Consider the following 15,539-nt stretch of genomic DNA (forward strand, 5'->3'; position numbering starts at 1 on the left):
AGAGTCCCTTGCAGAAGATGGCCTTCAAACAACCCAAATGGCTACATCCAATATTTTAGCTGAGAACTGAAAGGATTGTCAATTCGACATCCATTTTATTCCATTTTCTGTTCAACCGCTTGCCACCGGCAGAGCCACGTCTCGGCCAGGTCGACCAACAGGATCAACCCAAAACCCAGCAACCCCATGGCGATGATCCCGGCAAACATTTCGGCCGAAGCGGCCCGGCTCCAGGCATCCATGATGAAGTAGCCGAGCCCCTCTGTCGTCGCAAAGGATTCCACCAGGAAGAGGACGGCCACCGCCGTTCCCATGCTGATGCGCAGGGAGGTCAGGATATCCGGGACACAGGCGGGGATGATCACATGACGGTAAAGATCCCAGCCGCTTCCGCCCAGCGAACGGAGAGAGAGCAAATCGTATTCACGGACACTGCGGGCGGCATCCCGCGTCGTCACCAGGATCTGATAAAAGACGATCAGGGTGATCAAGAAAATTTTCGAGGCGTCGCCGATGCCGAGAAAGAGCAGAACCAGCGGCAGAAAGACGATTTTCGGGATGGGATAGGTGAGGAAGACGACTGGCGCCAACCAGCGGTCCACCCTGGGGTTTCTCCCTAAGAAAAGACCGAGGGGAACGGCGAGCAGAATCGATAAGACGATGCTGACCAGCACACGGAAGGTACTCGCCCAGAGGTGAGCAGGCAACCGGCCTGAAAAAGATTCTCCAAAGGCGAGGAAAGCCTCCCCCGGCGAAGGCAACATCGGGTTATCCACCGCCAACGCTGACAGTTGCCAAAGGATGATCAGCGCGAGTGCAGCCCCAGCCATGGCGAGGCCGTTGCGCAAGCGCCTCATAGCGACTTCCCCCTCTCAGCGGCCTTCACCATGAGGCGGCGGATCTCGTCACAGGCGCTGTGAAAGCCTTTTTGCTGGCGATAATCGGCGGCGCCGGCGCCGCCGTTGTCCACCTGGCCGATGATCCGCAAGGGCGGTCCGTCGAGGATCAAGATGCGCTGGCCGAGAAAAGCGGCCTCCTCGATGCTGTGGGTGACGAGGACGATAGTCAAAGGATCGCGGCCGGCGATCTCCAGGATCAAGTCCTGGAGGGACTCCCGCGTCAATGCGTCGAGAGAAGAAAAGGGTTCATCCATCAGCAGCAGGTCCGGTTCCGTCGCCAGCGCCCGCCCAACGGCGACGCGCTGACGCTGGCCCCCTGAGAGTTGGCGGGGATAGCGGCGCTCCGTTCCGGCCAGACCAAGGCGTTCGATCACAGGTTGGATCCGCCCAGACGCTTCCCTCTCCCCCACCCCTTGCAAGCGCAAGCCCAGGGCGATATTCTCTTCGACTGTCTTCCAGGGGAATAGGCCGAAGTCCTGGAGGATCAGCGAAGTCTGGGAACGGGGACCTTGCAAGGGTTGGCCGCCCACATAGAGCCTGCCATCGACTGCCATCCGGCTGCCGTCGTCACGACGACCAACTGTGCTGCGGGAGGCATCGTCAAGGGGAAGCAAACCGGCCAGCAGCAAGAGCAGCGTGCTCTTGCCGCAGCCGGAAGGCCCGATGAGGACACAGCGCTCCCCCGTGGGAACGGTCAGGTCAAAACCATCCAAAACGGTAACAGTGTTCCCCGGCTGGCGATAGGCCAACCGGAGGTCGCCGGCGACGATCATGGCGCCAGCGTCGGATCGACCAGATCCTCATAGGCATAAGGTTTTTCCAAGAGCTTTTTCGCCGCCATCCAGTCCATCACCCGCGCCAGGTCCTCCCGGCCGGGGGGAACAGGTTTGGAGAAGGTGGGCGACTGGTAGCTGTCCTGAATCTCTTTGGGGATGTTCGCCTTGGCCACGACAAGGGGACGGAACTTGGCCGGATCGGCCGTCAACGCCTGGCCGGCTTCGCCATAGACGGCGACGACCTTTTTAATGGCCTCCCGGTTTTTCTCAACGCTGTCTTGCCGGAAGAGGAGGACTGTCTGGGAGATGTTCTTTTGCGTGTCATCGGCGATCAGCTTGGCCCCCTGCCGCTCTGCCAGGAAGGCCAGCGGGTCGGGCAGGATGGCGGCGGTGATCTGATCGCTCAAGAGCATCTGCAAGCGGACAGGGATCTTCGGAATGGCCATTTTCTTGACGTCGGCGGGCGGCAAGCCACCTTCAGCCAGGATCTGGTCGCCGACGAACTCGATGATGCTGTTTTCCGAGATGGCCACCTGAGCGCCCTTCAGGTCGGCCACGCGCTGAACAGCCGACTTCGGCGAAGCCAGCAAGGCAAAACGGCCTTCCTTGGCGGTGACGCCGAGTCCGACAGCGGCCACCTTGACCGGGGTACCGCTCTTCTGCAAGAGCGCCACCGCCACCAGGTCGGCCACCTCGCCGTCAATCTGACCGGTCTGCATGGCTGCGTCCCGTTCCTGGGCGGAACTGAAAGGCACGAGAATCACGTCGACGCCGTGAGCCTTAAATAGGCCTTCCTGCTCGGCCACATGAAAAGGCAGGTTGTCTTCGATGGGCAGGATGCCCAGTTTGACAGGACCAGCGGTCATGCCGGAGGCGGCAGGCGCGGCTTGGGGAGCCGAAGCACCTGTTTTGCCGCAACCAGCAAGCAACAACGCCTGGACGGTGAATAGCGCCGCTAGCGCCACCGCCAGCAAGCGGAAAGGACGGTTCCGGTTCGGTGCAGCCTGTTCGATCATCATCAGCACTCCTCTGTAGAATCGTGAAATCGATATCTTGCGTTTATTCGACAGGCTTGCTCTGAATCCTCCCCATTCCTCCTTTTGTCAATCGCCTTAGTCACCGTGCCGCTGACGCCTTAGAACCTCTAACATCCCTCAACGGCGTCGCTTCCCAGGTACTGGCTGACCACCTTCATGGCGCAGAGTTCGCCGCACATGGAACAGGCCGGGGCGTCATCGGCGTTGCGGGCCGAACGGACCTGCCGCGCATGTTCCGGGTCGATCGACAGTTCGATCTGCCGGCGCCAGTCGAGAGCCTTGCGGGCGCGGGACATTTCCAAATCCCATTCGGCGGCGCCGGGGATTCCCTTGGCGATATCGCCGGCATGGGTAGCAATGCGGGCGGCGATGACGCCCTGGTGGACATCCTCCGCCGTCGGCAAGCGAAGATGTTCCGCTGGGGTGACATAACAGATGAAGTCGGCGCCCGCCATGGTGGCCATTGTCGCCCCGATGGCTGAGGAGATATGGTCGTAACCGGCGGCAATGTCTGTCACCAGGGTGCCCAGGACAAAGTAGGGAACCTGATGACAGAGTTGTTTCTGCATCTGAATCGTCGTCTGGACGTGGTGGGCCGGTACATGGCCGGGGCCTTCCACCATCACCTGGACGCCGGCTTCCAAGGCTCGTTGGACTAATTCCCCCACCAAAATCAAACCCTGGATCTGGGCACGGTCGAGGGAGTCGGCGATGGCGCCGGGGCGGATAGCATCACCGATGGAGAGGGTGATGTCAAAGCGTTTGGCGATCTCCAGCACACGGTCGAAGCGGGCGTAGAGCGGGTTTTCCTTGCCATGATGGAGCATCCAGCCGGTCATGAAGGCGCCTCCCCGGGAGACGATGTCGGTCACCCGGCCCTGGCGTCGCAACCGTTCGATCACATCCATGTTCAAAGCGCAGTGCAAGGCCATGAAATCGACGCCAGCCTCGGCGTGCTTTTCGATAGCTGCAAAGATATCTTCCTCTGACAACTCCACCACCGAGCCGTAGCGTTCGATGGCTTCTTTGGCGACCTGGTACAATGGCACCGTGCCGACAGGCAGGCAGGTGCTGGCGAGGGTGCGGCGCAGGAAGCCGTCAATGTCACCGCCGGAGGAGAGGTCCATGATCGTGTCGGCGCCAGCCTTCTCAGCAGCCCGCAGTTTATCCAGTTCGCCCTCTTTTTCCATCAGATCCGGCGAGGAGCCCACTGAGGCGTTGACCTTCGTGCGGATGCCCTTGCCGACGGCGACAGGCTCCACGTTGGGGCGGCTGTTGTTGGCCAGGATAACCATGGTTCCCTCGGCGACGGCGCGGCGGATCGCTTCCGGGGAGACCTTCTCGCGCTGGGCGACGTACTCCATCTGGGGGGTGATGATACCTTTGCGGGCGGATTCGGCTTGGGTCAGTTTGGTCATGGGGGGTTCCTCCTTCGTTATGTTCGCTTGGAGTGGCTGCTGTTGTCATAGGCGTAACGTTTTAAAAAAGTTACGTTACATTTGCGGTAAGTCGGGGTGTATTGGCTCCGCTCGCTAAGGGCTTCGCGGCTGTTCGCTTGGTCGCTCCGCGGGCGCGCCAAACCTCTGGGCTTTTCTGCATGTTAACCATGGCGCGCTTTTCCGCTCCGCAACCTGCGCTCTCGACGCCGCTCCGCCCAAACCGCTCACTGCGCCAATACACCCAGTCCTTACCTTTATGTGAAACTGTTCTAAAACATAAGAAACCTGATTCTAAAAAATCTCCAATCCCTTTTTCGATTAAGCTTCTAATGTAAGAGCCTCTTTTACGCTTAACAGTACTCTACGGGAGTGCCGAAATACTCGGCCAGCACACGACGGGAGCAGCCATCGCCGCAGGCTTGGCATATGTACTCTATTTCCGCGTCATTCGTTCCAACGCCCTCCTCCATCACCATGTCCTCCGCCGCGCTTGCGCCGCCGGTGGACGTTAGAGCGGCAGGATCAAGCGCCAACTTCCGCTCTGCCTTCCGGTTCTGCATTCCTCGGGCTCGTGAGAGCGCGGCGTCGCGTTCGACGGCGGCGGGGATCCCCTTGGCGACGTCGGCGGCATGGGCAGCGATGCGGGCGGCGATGACGCCGGTGCGGACATCTTCCACGGTGGGGAAGCGGACATGTTCTGCCGGGGTAACGTAGCAGATCAGATCGGCGCCGGCAGAGGCGGCTAGAGCGGCGCCGATGGCGCAGGTGATGTGGTCATAACCGGGGGCGGCGTCGGTGGCTAAGGGGCCGAAGATGAAGTAGGGTGCTCCCTCGCAGAGCTGTTTCTGTAACTGCACGGTTGTGCGGCAGTGGTGCAGGGGCGCATGGCCGGGGCCTTTGACCATCACCTGCACGCCGGCGTCTCGGGCTGCCCGGACCTGTTCGCCCAGGATCACCATCTCCTGCACCTGCGCCCGGTCCAGGGAATCATGGCCGGAGCCGGGTCTCAGCCCATCGGCCAGGCTGAGGGTCACATCATAGCGCCGGCAAATGTCGAGCACCCGATCAAAATGGCTGTAAAAGGGGTTTTCCCGCTCATGATGGAGCATCCAGCCGGCCAGCGAAGCGCCGGCCCAACTGACCATATGGGTCAAGCGCCCCTGCCGGCGAGCCAGTTCGAGCGCCTTCAAGGTCATCGCCGAGTGCAACCCGAAGAAGTCGACGCCTTCGGCGGCATGACGCTCCATCGCTTCAAACATTTCCTCCACGGTGGTTGCCAGGATTCCACCTTGCTTCCCACCGCGCCGGCAAGCAAACACCTCATACTGGGGCAAGGTGCCGACCGGTTTCGTAGAGGTCGACAACACATGCCGGCGGAAAAGGGACAGGTAATCGCTCAGTTGCGCATCCGGTTCCCGCACCCGGTCGATACCTGCACCGATGGACAGGTCCAACACCGCGTCGGCCCCCGCTTCCAGCACAACCTCTAACTTCTTGCGCTCTTCCGACTCTGATCCGCCATCGAGGGGAAGCCCGATGGACGCGCTGATCTTAGTGCGCAACCCTTTGCCAAAAGCAACAGCCTGCCTTCCTTCGGCCCTCCTGCGGTTATAGGGCAAGACGATCGTTCCATCGGCCAGCCCTCGGCGGACCACCTCGGCCTCGATCTGCTCCCGCTCAGCCGCTTCGACCATAGCGGGTGTGATCACACCCCGCAAGGCCGCTTCACGCTGGGTAAGTTCCACTCCGTTCAGCCTCCTTTTTTCTGTCACCGACTGCCCGGCAAACAAAAAAGTCCCCAGATCCATAGCAGATCTGGGGACTTTGCCATCATCCCACAAAGAGTCTCCTTTGCCTGGAAAGAGACCCTTGACCGTTCACAGGCAGGTCTTCTGGCTCGGGTTCCTCGCCGGCTGCGCCTTCCCTCTTGCGAAGTGGCATCTTGCAGCAGGCTCCCCCATACAGCGGCGGGACCGCCCGGGATTCACACCCGGTTCCCTATTCTCCCTTGCGGGCACCTGTGAACACGACCTATGTAGTTACGTGATTGCGTTTACTATCTTAATCCTTATGGGGTTGCTTGTAAAGATAGATGTTTCAAACAAATTTCTCTGGGACACGAGCGCCTTGTCAAAATTAAATCGCATGATACCCCAGCGCGCAGGCAATCAACCCGACGACAGCGCTCCCCCCAACATAAAGACCGAAACGAAACCATTCACCATCCTCGATCAGCCGGTAGGCTTCCAAGGTAAATGTGGAAAAAGTGGTGAAGGCGCCTAAAAAGCCGATCTGAAAAGCATATTTTTCGGTCAGATGGGCGCTAGGGTCGCCGGCTGTATGGGCCGCCGACAAGCCAAGCAAAAAAGCCCCGGCGATATTGATAAAGAAAGTAGTTGGCGGATAGGCCAAGATGCACCGTTGTGACACGGCGAGGCCGATGCCATAACGGGCGAGAGCGCCTAAAGCGCCGCCGGCTCCGATCGAAAGCAGATCCAGCGCCGTCATTGATCCACCTCCAGCGCAGTGGCGCGCCTCCCCTTCAACATGAGGGCCCCACGCACCCCGAAGCCGGTCATCATCATCCCCAGGACAAGGCTGGACAGCACATAGGCTGCCGCCAATAGCGCTTGACCTGCTTCGATCAGGCGCAAGCTCTCCAAGGCGAAGGTAGAAAAGGTCGTAAAAGCGCCCAGAAAACCTGTCGAGAAACCGATCCGAACAGCCGGTTTCACCGTTACGATTTCCATGACCAGGGTCAAGAAAAAGGCCAGCACGAAAGAGCCTAACAAGTTGATCGTCAAAGTGCCCCAGGGGAACCCTGTCTGCTCGGCAAAGGGCGCCAGCCAGGTTCCCATAAAAAAGCGAGCCAACGCGCCCAAAAAACCGCCTACAGCCACCGCAACACCAGTCATCGCAGTTCCCTGGCCAGGACAGCCACATCAGAGGAACCTTTTTTTGCAGCGATTACGGAGACGCCTTCTACCGCTACAGCAGCTTCATCTATCGCTTTCTCTTCCAGCGGTTTGAGCAAACGGTTTGCCTGCGTCAATCCCGCCACTGCCCTATCGTATGTCTGAGCGCCGGTTGCGCGTCCAGCCTGCTCATCTACCTCGACGATGGAGATCCCGCCATTGGACAGGTCTTTTCTTCGCACCCGACATCCCCCCTTCACCCGGAGGTACCACAGCAAGATCCGGAGAAAGCCCTGGTGGGAAACGACGACGATCGGTCCCCGCTCTGTCGCCAGTTCCAGCAGTTGCGTCCAAGCGTTCCGGGCACGCCGGAAGGCCTGGAAGAGCGTCTCCTCCCCTGCGGTGAAAGGCCAGGCGTGCCGCCAGGCGGTCATGGCGATGAGCATCCAAAAGGGAATCTCTCGACGCTCACCTCTTCCTGGAAATTTGGCCAGGACAATCTCTCCAAGACTTTCGAGGGTCACCACTTCTGCGTCCCAAGACCGGGCCAGGATGGCTGCCGTCTCCTGAGCGCGCTGAAAATGACTGGCCACCACAATCGGGACCGGCTTCAGACGGCGGGACACCTCTTCAACCTGACGAATTCCCGTCGCGTTCAACCGCACCATCGACGGAGAACTTTCCATCATGGCGTTAAAGGTATTGATCGTAAAACGCGCGCCCAGCGGTATGATGTTTTCGTCCGTTTGCCCGTGACGGACGAAGATAATCTGCATGTTGACCGACTCCATTTTGTCATCCAAACCCCGGGCCTTTGCGAAGCAGACGGAGGGATCTCCATCATCGCTTTTTGACCTAGATTCGGAAATATCTTTTAGTGTAGTATGGGGGGAAGGGAACGTCAAGTCATTCGCCTCCTATTCATTTCCAGAAGGCAGGAGCCTTTGCATCCAACGTCGAAATATTGGACAGCATTCCCGCTGTGATTTATCAAAGAGGACGACTTTCCCTTCATGGGACGATTACCGATATGGAGTGACATACATGCTGCAACAGGCCCGGACACTGCTGAACAGGCACTTCGGCTATACCGCCTTCCGGCCCGGCCAGGAAAAAATCATCGAAAGCCTGCTGACCGGCCGCGACACGGTAGGCATCATGCCGACAGGCGGCGGCAAGTCGATCTGCTACCAGATCCCCGCGCTGCTCCTGCCTGGCCTGACGGTGGTCATTTCGCCGCTGATCGCGCTGATGAAGGACCAGGTCGACAACCTGCAAAGCCTCGGCATCGCTGCCACCTTCATCAACAGTTCTCTCGACAGTGAGGAAGCGGACCTTCGCATCCAGCGGATGAACCGGGGCGAGTTTAAACTGATCTACCTGGCGCCGGAGCGGTTGGAATCGCCTCATTTCCGCCACCTGCTGCAACGCCTACCCGTCTCACTCATCGCCGTCGATGAGGCCCACTGCGTTTCCCAGTGGGGGCACGACTTCCGCCCCAGCTACCTGACCATTTCCTCCCTAGTTTCCGACTATCCCCGCCGTCCCAGGGTAGCCGCCTTTACCGCCACAGCCACCGAAGCGGTAACCGAAGATATCATCCGTCACTTAGGTTTACAACAGCCCCAGCTCTTTGCCACCGGTTTTGACCGTCCGAACCTGTCCTTCCGCGTCATTCGGGGCGAGAACAAGAAGGACTTCCTCACCCACTACCTGGAAGCGAACCGGGAACGGGCCGGCATCGTCTATACAGCCACACGCCGTGAAGCGGACAATCTCCAAGAATACCTCCTGCGCAAAGGCTTTCGCGCCGGCAAGTACCACGCCGGCTTGGCCGATCAGGAACGGGAGCGCGCACAGGAAGCCTTCCTCTACGACGACACCCGGATCATGGTCGCCACCAACGCCTTCGGCATGGGCATCGACAAGTCGAACGTGCGCTTTGTCATCCACTACAACATGCCGAAGAACATGGAATCGTACTACCAAGAGGCGGGGCGAGCCGGACGAGACGGCGAGCCGGCCGAATGCATCCTGCTCTTCAGCGCCCGCGACATCAACACCCAAAAATTTCTCATCGAACAAAACCCGGCTACGCCGGAACGCAAGACAATGGAACACCGCAAGCTCCAGTCCATGATCGATTACTGCCACACACCGCGTTGCCTGCGCAGCCATATCCTCCATTATTTTGGCGAAGAAGCGCCCGATCGCTGCGGCAACTGCAGCACCTGCGCCGATGACGCCGAACCGGTCGACATCACCACGGAAGCTCAAAAAATCTTCTCCTGCATCGTCCGCATGCAGGAGCGCTTCGGCATGAACCTAATCGCCGAAGTCCTCAAAGGCTCAAAAAGCAAAAAAGTGGCCCAAAGCGGCTGCGAGCGCCTCTCCACCTACGGCATTATGAAGGAATACACGATCAAAGAAATCACAGACATGATCAACATTCTGACTGCTGAAGGGTACCTCTTTGTCACCGAGGGGGCCTTCCCCGTCGTGCGCCTCTTGGAAAAGGCCGTCCCGGTCTTGAAAGGCCGTGACAAAGTCTTTCTGAAAGTGCGCAAGCGCGCCAGCCGGCTGGAGGCCGACAGCGATATCTTCGAGCACCTCCGCCGCCTGCGCAAAGCCATCGCTGACCGCGACGGCGTGCCGCCCTACATTGTCTTTCCCGACAGCACCCTCCGCGAGATGTCGCAGCGGCTTCCCCTTGACCGGGTGGCCCTGCGCGCCATCAGCGGCGTCGGCGAGACGAAGCTGGAGCGGTATGGCGATGCCTTTTTAGCGGAGATCCGCCGACACACAGCGGGCACGTGTAGCCGGTAACTAGCCGGCGCGTAAAGTGATTCACCCTCCCCACCGCAGCGGCATAAGCCTAAAGTGTAGAATGCGCGCATATCGGTGGAAAGGGTGACATAAACGTGTATGATGATCCGTTTCAATCCGCTCATGACGGGTTCTCGGCGTCTGTCGACGGCCGGGCCTACCTGCGGGTGCTCCACGCCGCGCCCAACGCGCCGCCTGTCGACATTTATGCCAATGATGTCCTGATCATCCGGAGGCTCCCCTACAGCCGGTTTACCCAGTACTTCCCCGTACTGGCCGGTCGCTACCGGATCGATGTCTTCCCCACAGGAACCCGGACGACGCCGGTCATCCGCACTGTCGTCGACATTCCCGATCGCTCGATCTTTACGGCTGCCGCCGTCGGCGTCCTCCCCAACCTCAGCCTCCTGCCCATCGCCGACCCGCGGTTGCCCCGCCGGCCCGACACGGTCTACATCCGCTTCGGCCACCTGTCTCCTGACGCCCCTGCTGTCGACATCACCTTACCCAACGGCACCGTGCTGTTCCGGAACGTCTCCTTCCGCCAGGTGACCGACTACATCCCTGTGCCGCCTGGCACCTACACCCTGCAGGTGCGCCCTGCCGGGTCGACCCAGGTCGTCCTGACGGTACCCAATGTGCGACTGCTGCCCAACCGCTTCCTGACCGTCTACGCCATCGGCCTGGCTGGAGGCCGTCCGCCGCTCCAGGCGCTCATCCCCCTTGACGGCAACACCTACCTGCCGTTGACCAGTTTTCCACTCTGACGCAAAGGAATAATCTATCACCTCTGGTCAAAGAAACGCCGAGACGCATCGTCTCGGCGTTTCTTTTTCGCTTATTTGGGAAATTGCCAAACATCAATGGCAGCAATCGGACTTCGGATAGTAGTGAACCCGCCGGTTCGACTCCTCGGCCTTTTTGGCGTCGTTGAAGTGGTCCAATGTGGAAAGATAACCCGTGATGCGGCGCACCCGGGAGATGCGGTCACTGCCGCACTTCGGGCACGTATCTTTGTCGATGACGCCGTTCAGACCACAAGACTTGCAGATATCGACGGGGAAGTTGACGGCGGCGTAGCCCATATCCGCCTCATACATGGCCTTGACGAGGGCCTCAAAGGCTTGCAGGTTATGCTGCGGCGCCGACGGGAGTTCCACATAGGAGATGTGACCGGCGTTGGTGTACTGGTGGTAAGGGCCTTCGATGGCGATCTTCTCGAAGGCGTTGATCTTGTATTCGACGGGGACGTGGAAGGAATTGGTGTACCAGTCCCGGTCATTGACGCCCTCGATGAGGCCGAATTTGTCCCGGTCCTTTTTCGTAAACTTGCCAGAAAGGCCTTCCGCCGGCGTGGCCAGCAGGGAGAAGTTCAGCCCATGCTCGCGGGAGGCCTCGTCCATCCGGTGGCGCATATGGCGGACGATCTTGAGGCCCAGGTCCTGGGCGGCCGGCGATTCGCCGTGGTGCTTGCCGGTCAAGGCGACAAGACACTCGGCTAGGCCGATGAAGCCCATAGAGAGGGTGCCGTGTTTGATCACGGGCTCGATCCGGTCGTTCCAGCCCAATTTCTCGCTGTCCAGGTACAAACGCTGGCCCATGAGAAAGGGGAAGTCCCTGACGCGCAGGTTTTTCTGCACATCGTAGCGAGTGAGCAACTGCTTGATGACCAGGTCGATCGTCTCGTCGAGAAGTTGCCAGAAGGCGTCCACACTCCCGGCGGCGCGCAAGCCCAGGCGGGGCAAGTTGACGCTGGTGAAGGAGAGGTTGCCGCGGCCGTCGGTCACTTCGGGGCCGTTGATGTTGCCCATGACGCGGGTGCGGCAGCCCATATAGGCCACTTCTTCGCCCTGTTCATTGTAAGAGCGGTTAAAGGAGGAATCCTGGAAGGCGAAGTTGGGGAAGAGGCGTTTGCAGGCCACCTGCATGGAGAGTTGGAAGAGGTCATAGTTCGGGTCGCCGACCTCGTAGTTGATCCCTTTTTTGATCTTAAAACAGACGTTGGGGAAGATGGGCGCTTCGCCCTTGCCGAGACCCTTTTCGTAGGCTTGCAGGAAGGTGCGGGTGATCATCCGGCCCTGCCAGGACGTGTCGGTCCCGAAGTTAATCGACGAAAAAGGCACCTGGGCGCCGGCGCGGGAGTTGTGAACAAATATGCCCTCAGCCGTCAAAAAGTTCTCGTTGTCGGCAACAGATATGTCATATACGTACGGCTCGTGAGGGAGCGGGGTGATTTTTTTCACGCTAATCGGCAGAAGGTTGTGCGCAATTTCCAAACTATCCAGCAACCGCTCCATCTGGGCATTTTTCTGCAACACCTGGCTCGCCCAGCACATGACCAATTTGGGGCTGCGGCAGTCGTTGTTGATCCGCCCACCTTCACTGCCCATCCCCAAATCGAGGGGCAGCATGAAACGCTCCAGCATGTCAGTGTAGGGCAAATATACCGGCAAATACTTGCACATCCGAGGGAGTTTGTCTTGTTCCAGCAATCGCTGCAAGTGGTATCGCTCGCTGCTGGCAATCGTCGGCAAAAGGTCTCTGATCTCTTGCTGCCAAAACTGCCGATCAGCCAGTTTTTGCAGCAACAGCCTTTCTTCGTCGTTCATCAAACGGTTGCGTAAGTCAAAAATCAATTCTTCAATGTACAAGGGTTTGATTCTGTAATGCTCGGCGTTGCGGCATCGAATCCCGTAGACCTCAGCGATCAAAGGCCGCAGGTACTCATAATCGTAGGGCGTCTGTTCGTTGCGAACATGATACAGATCGGTCAGGTCAGACCTTTTATTCCCCGAAATTGTCAAAGCCGTCGCATAATAACCTCCAACGGCTAGACGGTGCTGCGGGAGAGCGTGAGCAAAGTTCGTGTGAACCTCCTGCTGCCGGGACAAAGAGGCCGGCAGCCCCAAACGAGTAAGCAGCAAATTCAGTCCATCGCGAAGCTCCCGCGATACGGTGCTGCAAGCGATTCTGTTCTGGCCAACCGTCCCGTCTCCGCTCAAATAGCCATCCAGAAAAGCCTGGACCACGGACGGCGGGGCGAAGAAAATCTCCGCTGGCACTTTTTTCTTTTCCGCGCCTCGACCGCACTTGTCGGCCAAAAAGGAGGCGAACGTCTTTCCGACCCTGCAGGCCAAATCGCGGGGGCGGCCTTGCTCATCGCTTCGCAGGCGGACTGAAAACTGCGGAAAAATGTCTGTCAGGACGCGTTGGACTTTCTGCTCCAATTCCCGATCAAAAAGGGCTAGATGAACCGTCGAACCGTCTGCCGAGCCTTCGGCCACATAGAGCCCCATCAACCATGCCAGGTTCTCGTCTAGAGAGACGTTACGCAATGCATACTTGCGAGAAACAGGGTAGGCTGTGAGATCGTAGCAGTGCTCCTGCGGCGTCACCTGCCAGCGGGCCGGTGTCAGCCCGGCTTGCAGCCAGCGGGGGGGAGCAGTCGTCACCCGTCCTTCCTTGTCCAACGCCATCATGGAATGGTTATCGGTCACGCAGACCTTTTGACCGCTTTCCAACGCCACTTCCAGCAAGGAATGGACATTAGGATGCTGCCAGGAATCGGTGATTTCTTTCATTTCGGTCCGGCCTGTTTGATAATTGAGACTTAAGGCCATATAGCGTCCCGGCTGAAAAAGGCTGTGAAAATCAGCCATGCTGACGGTTAAGAACTGCTTATCCACCTGATCGTACACCCAGATCCGCTCATCTGCTTTTAGAGAATGCATCGTGTTCAGGTTGTAGATGAAGCCTTCCATGGCCTGGTAGGTCTCGTTCTCGACGCGCTCCATGACCAGCGCTTGCAGCTTCTCCTCGTCCACTTCCATCCCCAACGTCGACAGGGCGGCGCGCAGGTCTTTTTCCTGGCGAGCGTACTCGGCCTGGACATAGGGCGCCATGTCGCGGTCAAAATAGGCGAAGGACTGGCCGCCGTGCATATCGTTCTGGTTTGACTGAAGGATGATGGCCGCCAGCGCCGCCGCCGTTTTGATGCTCTTGGGGGAGCGGATGTGGCCGTGGCCGTTGTCAAAGCCCTCGGAAAGCAACCGGCCCAGGGGGATCTGCAGGCAGGTCAGCGTCTTTCCGTACCAGGCCAGGTCGTGGATATAGATATCGCCCTCGCGGTGGGCCAACGCTTCATCTTCGGGAATGACCCGGTTCAGGTAGTAGTTGACCGAGGCCATCTCGGAGATCTGGAGAACCTTGGCTGAGGGGCTGTTGGAAACGTTGGCGTTTTCCCGGTTGGTCTCCTTGAGGATCTCCTGAACAGCGTCCATCAGGTCAGACTTGGCATCGCGAATGCGGGTTCGCGAACTGCGGTAAATTATGTACGCTTTCGCTGTCCGGGCATGGCCGCTCTCGATGAGCACCTTCTCCACCATGTCCTGGACATCTTCCACAGAGAAGACATTGCCGTTGTAGCGTCCCTTGAGCGCCTTCAGCACGGCAAGGGTCAACTCCATGGCCATCTGCTTGTCTTCCCCGCCTACGGCCTTGGCGGCGCGGAAAATGGCGTCGGTGATCTTCGATTCATGAAACTCTACGATACGGCCGTCACGCTTGCGAATCTGGCTGAACAACTCCGATTCCTCCTCAACAGCTCACATGAAACATAACTTTGTAAGATCGAAATCGCCGATTTAATCCTATTGACACAGTGTTATTAGTATTAAAAGAGACGGCGACTGTCCCTTATGTCTGCCCATCAGGTCTTTCGCTTCAACAGCCCTTCCAGTTCCTCCAGGAACCGGCCTACATCGGTGAACTGGCGGTAAACGGAGGCAAAACGCACATAGGCCACCTCATCGATGTTGCGCAGGCGTGCCATCAGCATTTCCCCGATCTCCCGGCTGGGAACCTCCCTGTCGTAGTGGCTGCGCAGGTCCCGTTCCACCGTGGTGACCAGTTCTTCCAGCGTATCGAGGGGGATGGGTCGCTTCTCACAAGCTTTCAACAGCCCCGACAAGAGTTTGTTGCGATCAAAGGCTTCAAGGGAACCGCCCTTTTTGCGCACGATCAGCGGCGTCTCCTCGATCCGTTCCAGGGTGGTGAAGCGCCGGTTGCACTCCATGCATTCCCGGCGACGGCGAATCACCCGGCCTTCCTCGGCGCTGCGCGTCTCCAAAACCTTTGATTCGCCATGGCCACAGTAGCAACACCGCATGATCCACCCTCCCGTCCGACACTAGATCTAGGAGCATTTTTATTATAGAACCCCTAGATATGTATGGTCAAGGTATATTTTTCCAGATTTTTGGGGCATCGGTCCTATTTTCGACAAGATAATTCCTTAGGTCTTTTCTTTCGAAAGCAGCGCTTGAGCGTTGTTTCCTAATTCCCCCTGCTTCGACAGCGAGCCCTATTGTAGCGCCAAAGTCGGCAAAAGGCAAAGGAGTTAAATCGATAAAAAACGCAAAAGGGCTCCGAATGCCCTTCGCCATAGAGGATCTTGAGGTTTTATATAATGATCCGCGCCTGCGCAGCGACCGAGTGAACAGTCCGCGCAGCCCTTAGCGACCGGCGCCAATACACCCCCATTTACCACAATATGCGCGCAAAACATGAGTTCAATCAGGTGCAAAGGAGCGTAGAAAAAGCGAAAAGCCGGAACCTCCTCCGGCTCCGGCCTCCCGCCTATGATGAG

12 protein-coding genes and 1 riboswitch are annotated in these 15,539 nt (G+C 58.6%); of the genes, 2 read left to right on the forward strand and 10 right to left on the reverse strand.

What is annotated here, in order from left to right; translation table 11 throughout:
- Positions 1–95: 95 nt before the first annotated feature.
- The 8 genes from AC0CW1_RS06010 to AC0CW1_RS06045 all read right to left on the reverse strand — a co-directional run bounded on the left by AC0CW1_RS06010 (position 96) and on the right by AC0CW1_RS06045 (position 7,842).
- Complete coding sequence (locus AC0CW1_RS06010; protein ID WP_488182177.1) at positions 96–857, reverse strand: ABC transporter permease; 762 nt, start codon at positions 855–857, stop codon at positions 96–98.
- The gene (locus tag AC0CW1_RS06015) at positions 854–1,672 is read right to left on the reverse strand and encodes an ABC transporter ATP-binding protein (protein ID WP_488182178.1); all 819 of its coding nucleotides are present in this window, start codon (positions 1,670–1,672) and stop codon (positions 854–856) included. The genes AC0CW1_RS06010 and AC0CW1_RS06015 overlap by 4 nt, the downstream gene beginning before the upstream one ends.
- Positions 1,669–2,691 (reverse strand): ABC transporter substrate-binding protein, encoded by a 1,023-nt coding sequence (locus AC0CW1_RS06020; protein WP_488182179.1) that lies wholly within the window; start codon positions 2,689–2,691, stop codon positions 1,669–1,671. Before AC0CW1_RS06020 ends, AC0CW1_RS06015 begins: the two co-directional genes overlap by 4 nt.
- Before the next feature lie 128 nt (positions 2,692–2,819).
- A complete protein-coding gene (gene bzaB, locus AC0CW1_RS06025; protein ID WP_488182180.1) occupies positions 2,820–4,130 on the reverse strand; it encodes a B12 lower ligand biosynthesis ThiC-like protein BzaB in 1,311 nt (436 codons plus the stop codon).
- A gap of 371 nt (positions 4,131–4,501) precedes the next feature.
- On the reverse strand, positions 4,502–5,896 hold the full coding sequence (thiC, locus tag AC0CW1_RS06030) for a phosphomethylpyrimidine synthase ThiC (RefSeq protein WP_488182181.1): 1,395 nt from the start codon (positions 5,894–5,896) through the stop codon (positions 4,502–4,504).
- A 120-nt stretch (positions 5,897–6,016) separates the two neighbouring features.
- Positions 6,017–6,188: riboswitch (cobalamin riboswitch) on the reverse strand.
- A gap of 99 nt (positions 6,189–6,287) precedes the next feature.
- On the reverse strand, positions 6,288–6,659 hold the full coding sequence (locus AC0CW1_RS06035; RefSeq protein WP_488182182.1) for a fluoride efflux transporter FluC: 372 nt from the start codon (positions 6,657–6,659) through the stop codon (positions 6,288–6,290).
- On the reverse strand, positions 6,656–7,066 hold the full coding sequence (gene crcB / locus AC0CW1_RS06040; RefSeq protein ID WP_488182183.1) for a fluoride efflux transporter CrcB: 411 nt from the start codon (positions 7,064–7,066) through the stop codon (positions 6,656–6,658). Before crcB ends, AC0CW1_RS06035 begins: the two co-directional genes overlap by 4 nt.
- A complete protein-coding gene (locus AC0CW1_RS06045) occupies positions 7,063–7,842 on the reverse strand; it encodes a histidine phosphatase family protein (RefSeq protein WP_488182184.1) in 780 nt (259 codons plus the stop codon). The genes crcB and AC0CW1_RS06045 overlap by 4 nt, the downstream gene beginning before the upstream one ends.
- A 268-nt stretch (positions 7,843–8,110) precedes the next feature.
- On the opposite strand from AC0CW1_RS06045, the gene recQ reads away from it, so the two are divergent.
- Together recQ and AC0CW1_RS06055 are read left to right on the forward strand one after the other, a co-directional pair.
- Positions 8,111–9,892: a DNA helicase RecQ gene (gene recQ / locus AC0CW1_RS06050; RefSeq protein ID WP_488182185.1), complete on the forward strand. Its 1,782-nt coding sequence runs from the start codon at positions 8,111–8,113 to the stop codon at positions 9,890–9,892.
- 95 nt (positions 9,893–9,987) lie between these two features.
- The gene (locus AC0CW1_RS06055; RefSeq protein ID WP_488182186.1) at positions 9,988–10,659 is read left to right on the forward strand and encodes a DUF4397 domain-containing protein; all 672 of its coding nucleotides are present in this window, start codon (positions 9,988–9,990) and stop codon (positions 10,657–10,659) included.
- Positions 10,660–10,752: 93 nt separating this feature from the next.
- On the opposite strand, the gene nrdD is transcribed toward AC0CW1_RS06055, so the two are convergent.
- Both nrdD and nrdR read right to left on the reverse strand, forming a co-directional pair.
- Positions 10,753–14,475 carry an anaerobic ribonucleoside-triphosphate reductase gene (nrdD, locus tag AC0CW1_RS06060; RefSeq protein WP_488182187.1) on the reverse strand — a complete coding sequence of 1,241 codons (3,723 nt, stop codon included), beginning with the start codon at positions 14,473–14,475 and terminating at the stop codon, positions 10,753–10,755.
- 125 nt (positions 14,476–14,600) lie between these two features.
- Entirely contained in the window at positions 14,601–15,059 is a 459-nt protein-coding gene (nrdR, locus tag AC0CW1_RS06065; protein ID WP_488182188.1) for a transcriptional regulator NrdR, read from the reverse strand.
- Positions 15,060–15,539: the final 480 nt, after the last annotated feature.

It is taken from the genome of Heliomicrobium sulfidophilum (assembly GCF_057715735.1).

Excerpts from the sequence above, each read along its gene's own strand:
- recQ (WP_488182185.1), top strand. The coding sequence starts at position 8,111 with ATGCTGCAACAGGCCCGGACACTGCTGAACAGGCACTTCGGCTATACC.
- crcB (WP_488182183.1), bottom strand. The coding sequence starts at position 7,066 with ATGACTGGTGTTGCGGTGGCTGTAGGCGGTTTTTTGGGCGCGTTGGCT.
- nrdR (WP_488182188.1), bottom strand. The coding sequence starts at position 15,059 with ATGCGGTGTTGCTACTGTGGCCATGGCGAATCAAAGGTTTTGGAGACG.
- AC0CW1_RS06045 (WP_488182184.1), bottom strand. The coding sequence starts at position 7,842 with ATGCAGATTATCTTCGTCCGTCACGGGCAAACGGACGAAAACATCATA.
- AC0CW1_RS06015 (WP_488182178.1), bottom strand. The coding sequence starts at position 1,672 with ATGATCGTCGCCGGCGACCTCCGGTTGGCCTATCGCCAGCCGGGGAAC.
- AC0CW1_RS06010 (WP_488182177.1), bottom strand. The coding sequence starts at position 857 with ATGAGGCGCTTGCGCAACGGCCTCGCCATGGCTGGGGCTGCACTCGCG.
- AC0CW1_RS06035 (WP_488182182.1), bottom strand. The coding sequence starts at position 6,659 with ATGACGGCGCTGGATCTGCTTTCGATCGGAGCCGGCGGCGCTTTAGGC.
- AC0CW1_RS06020 (WP_488182179.1), bottom strand. The coding sequence starts at position 2,691 with ATGATCGAACAGGCTGCACCGAACCGGAACCGTCCTTTCCGCTTGCTG.
- bzaB (WP_488182180.1), bottom strand. The coding sequence starts at position 4,130 with ATGACCAAACTGACCCAAGCCGAATCCGCCCGCAAAGGTATCATCACC.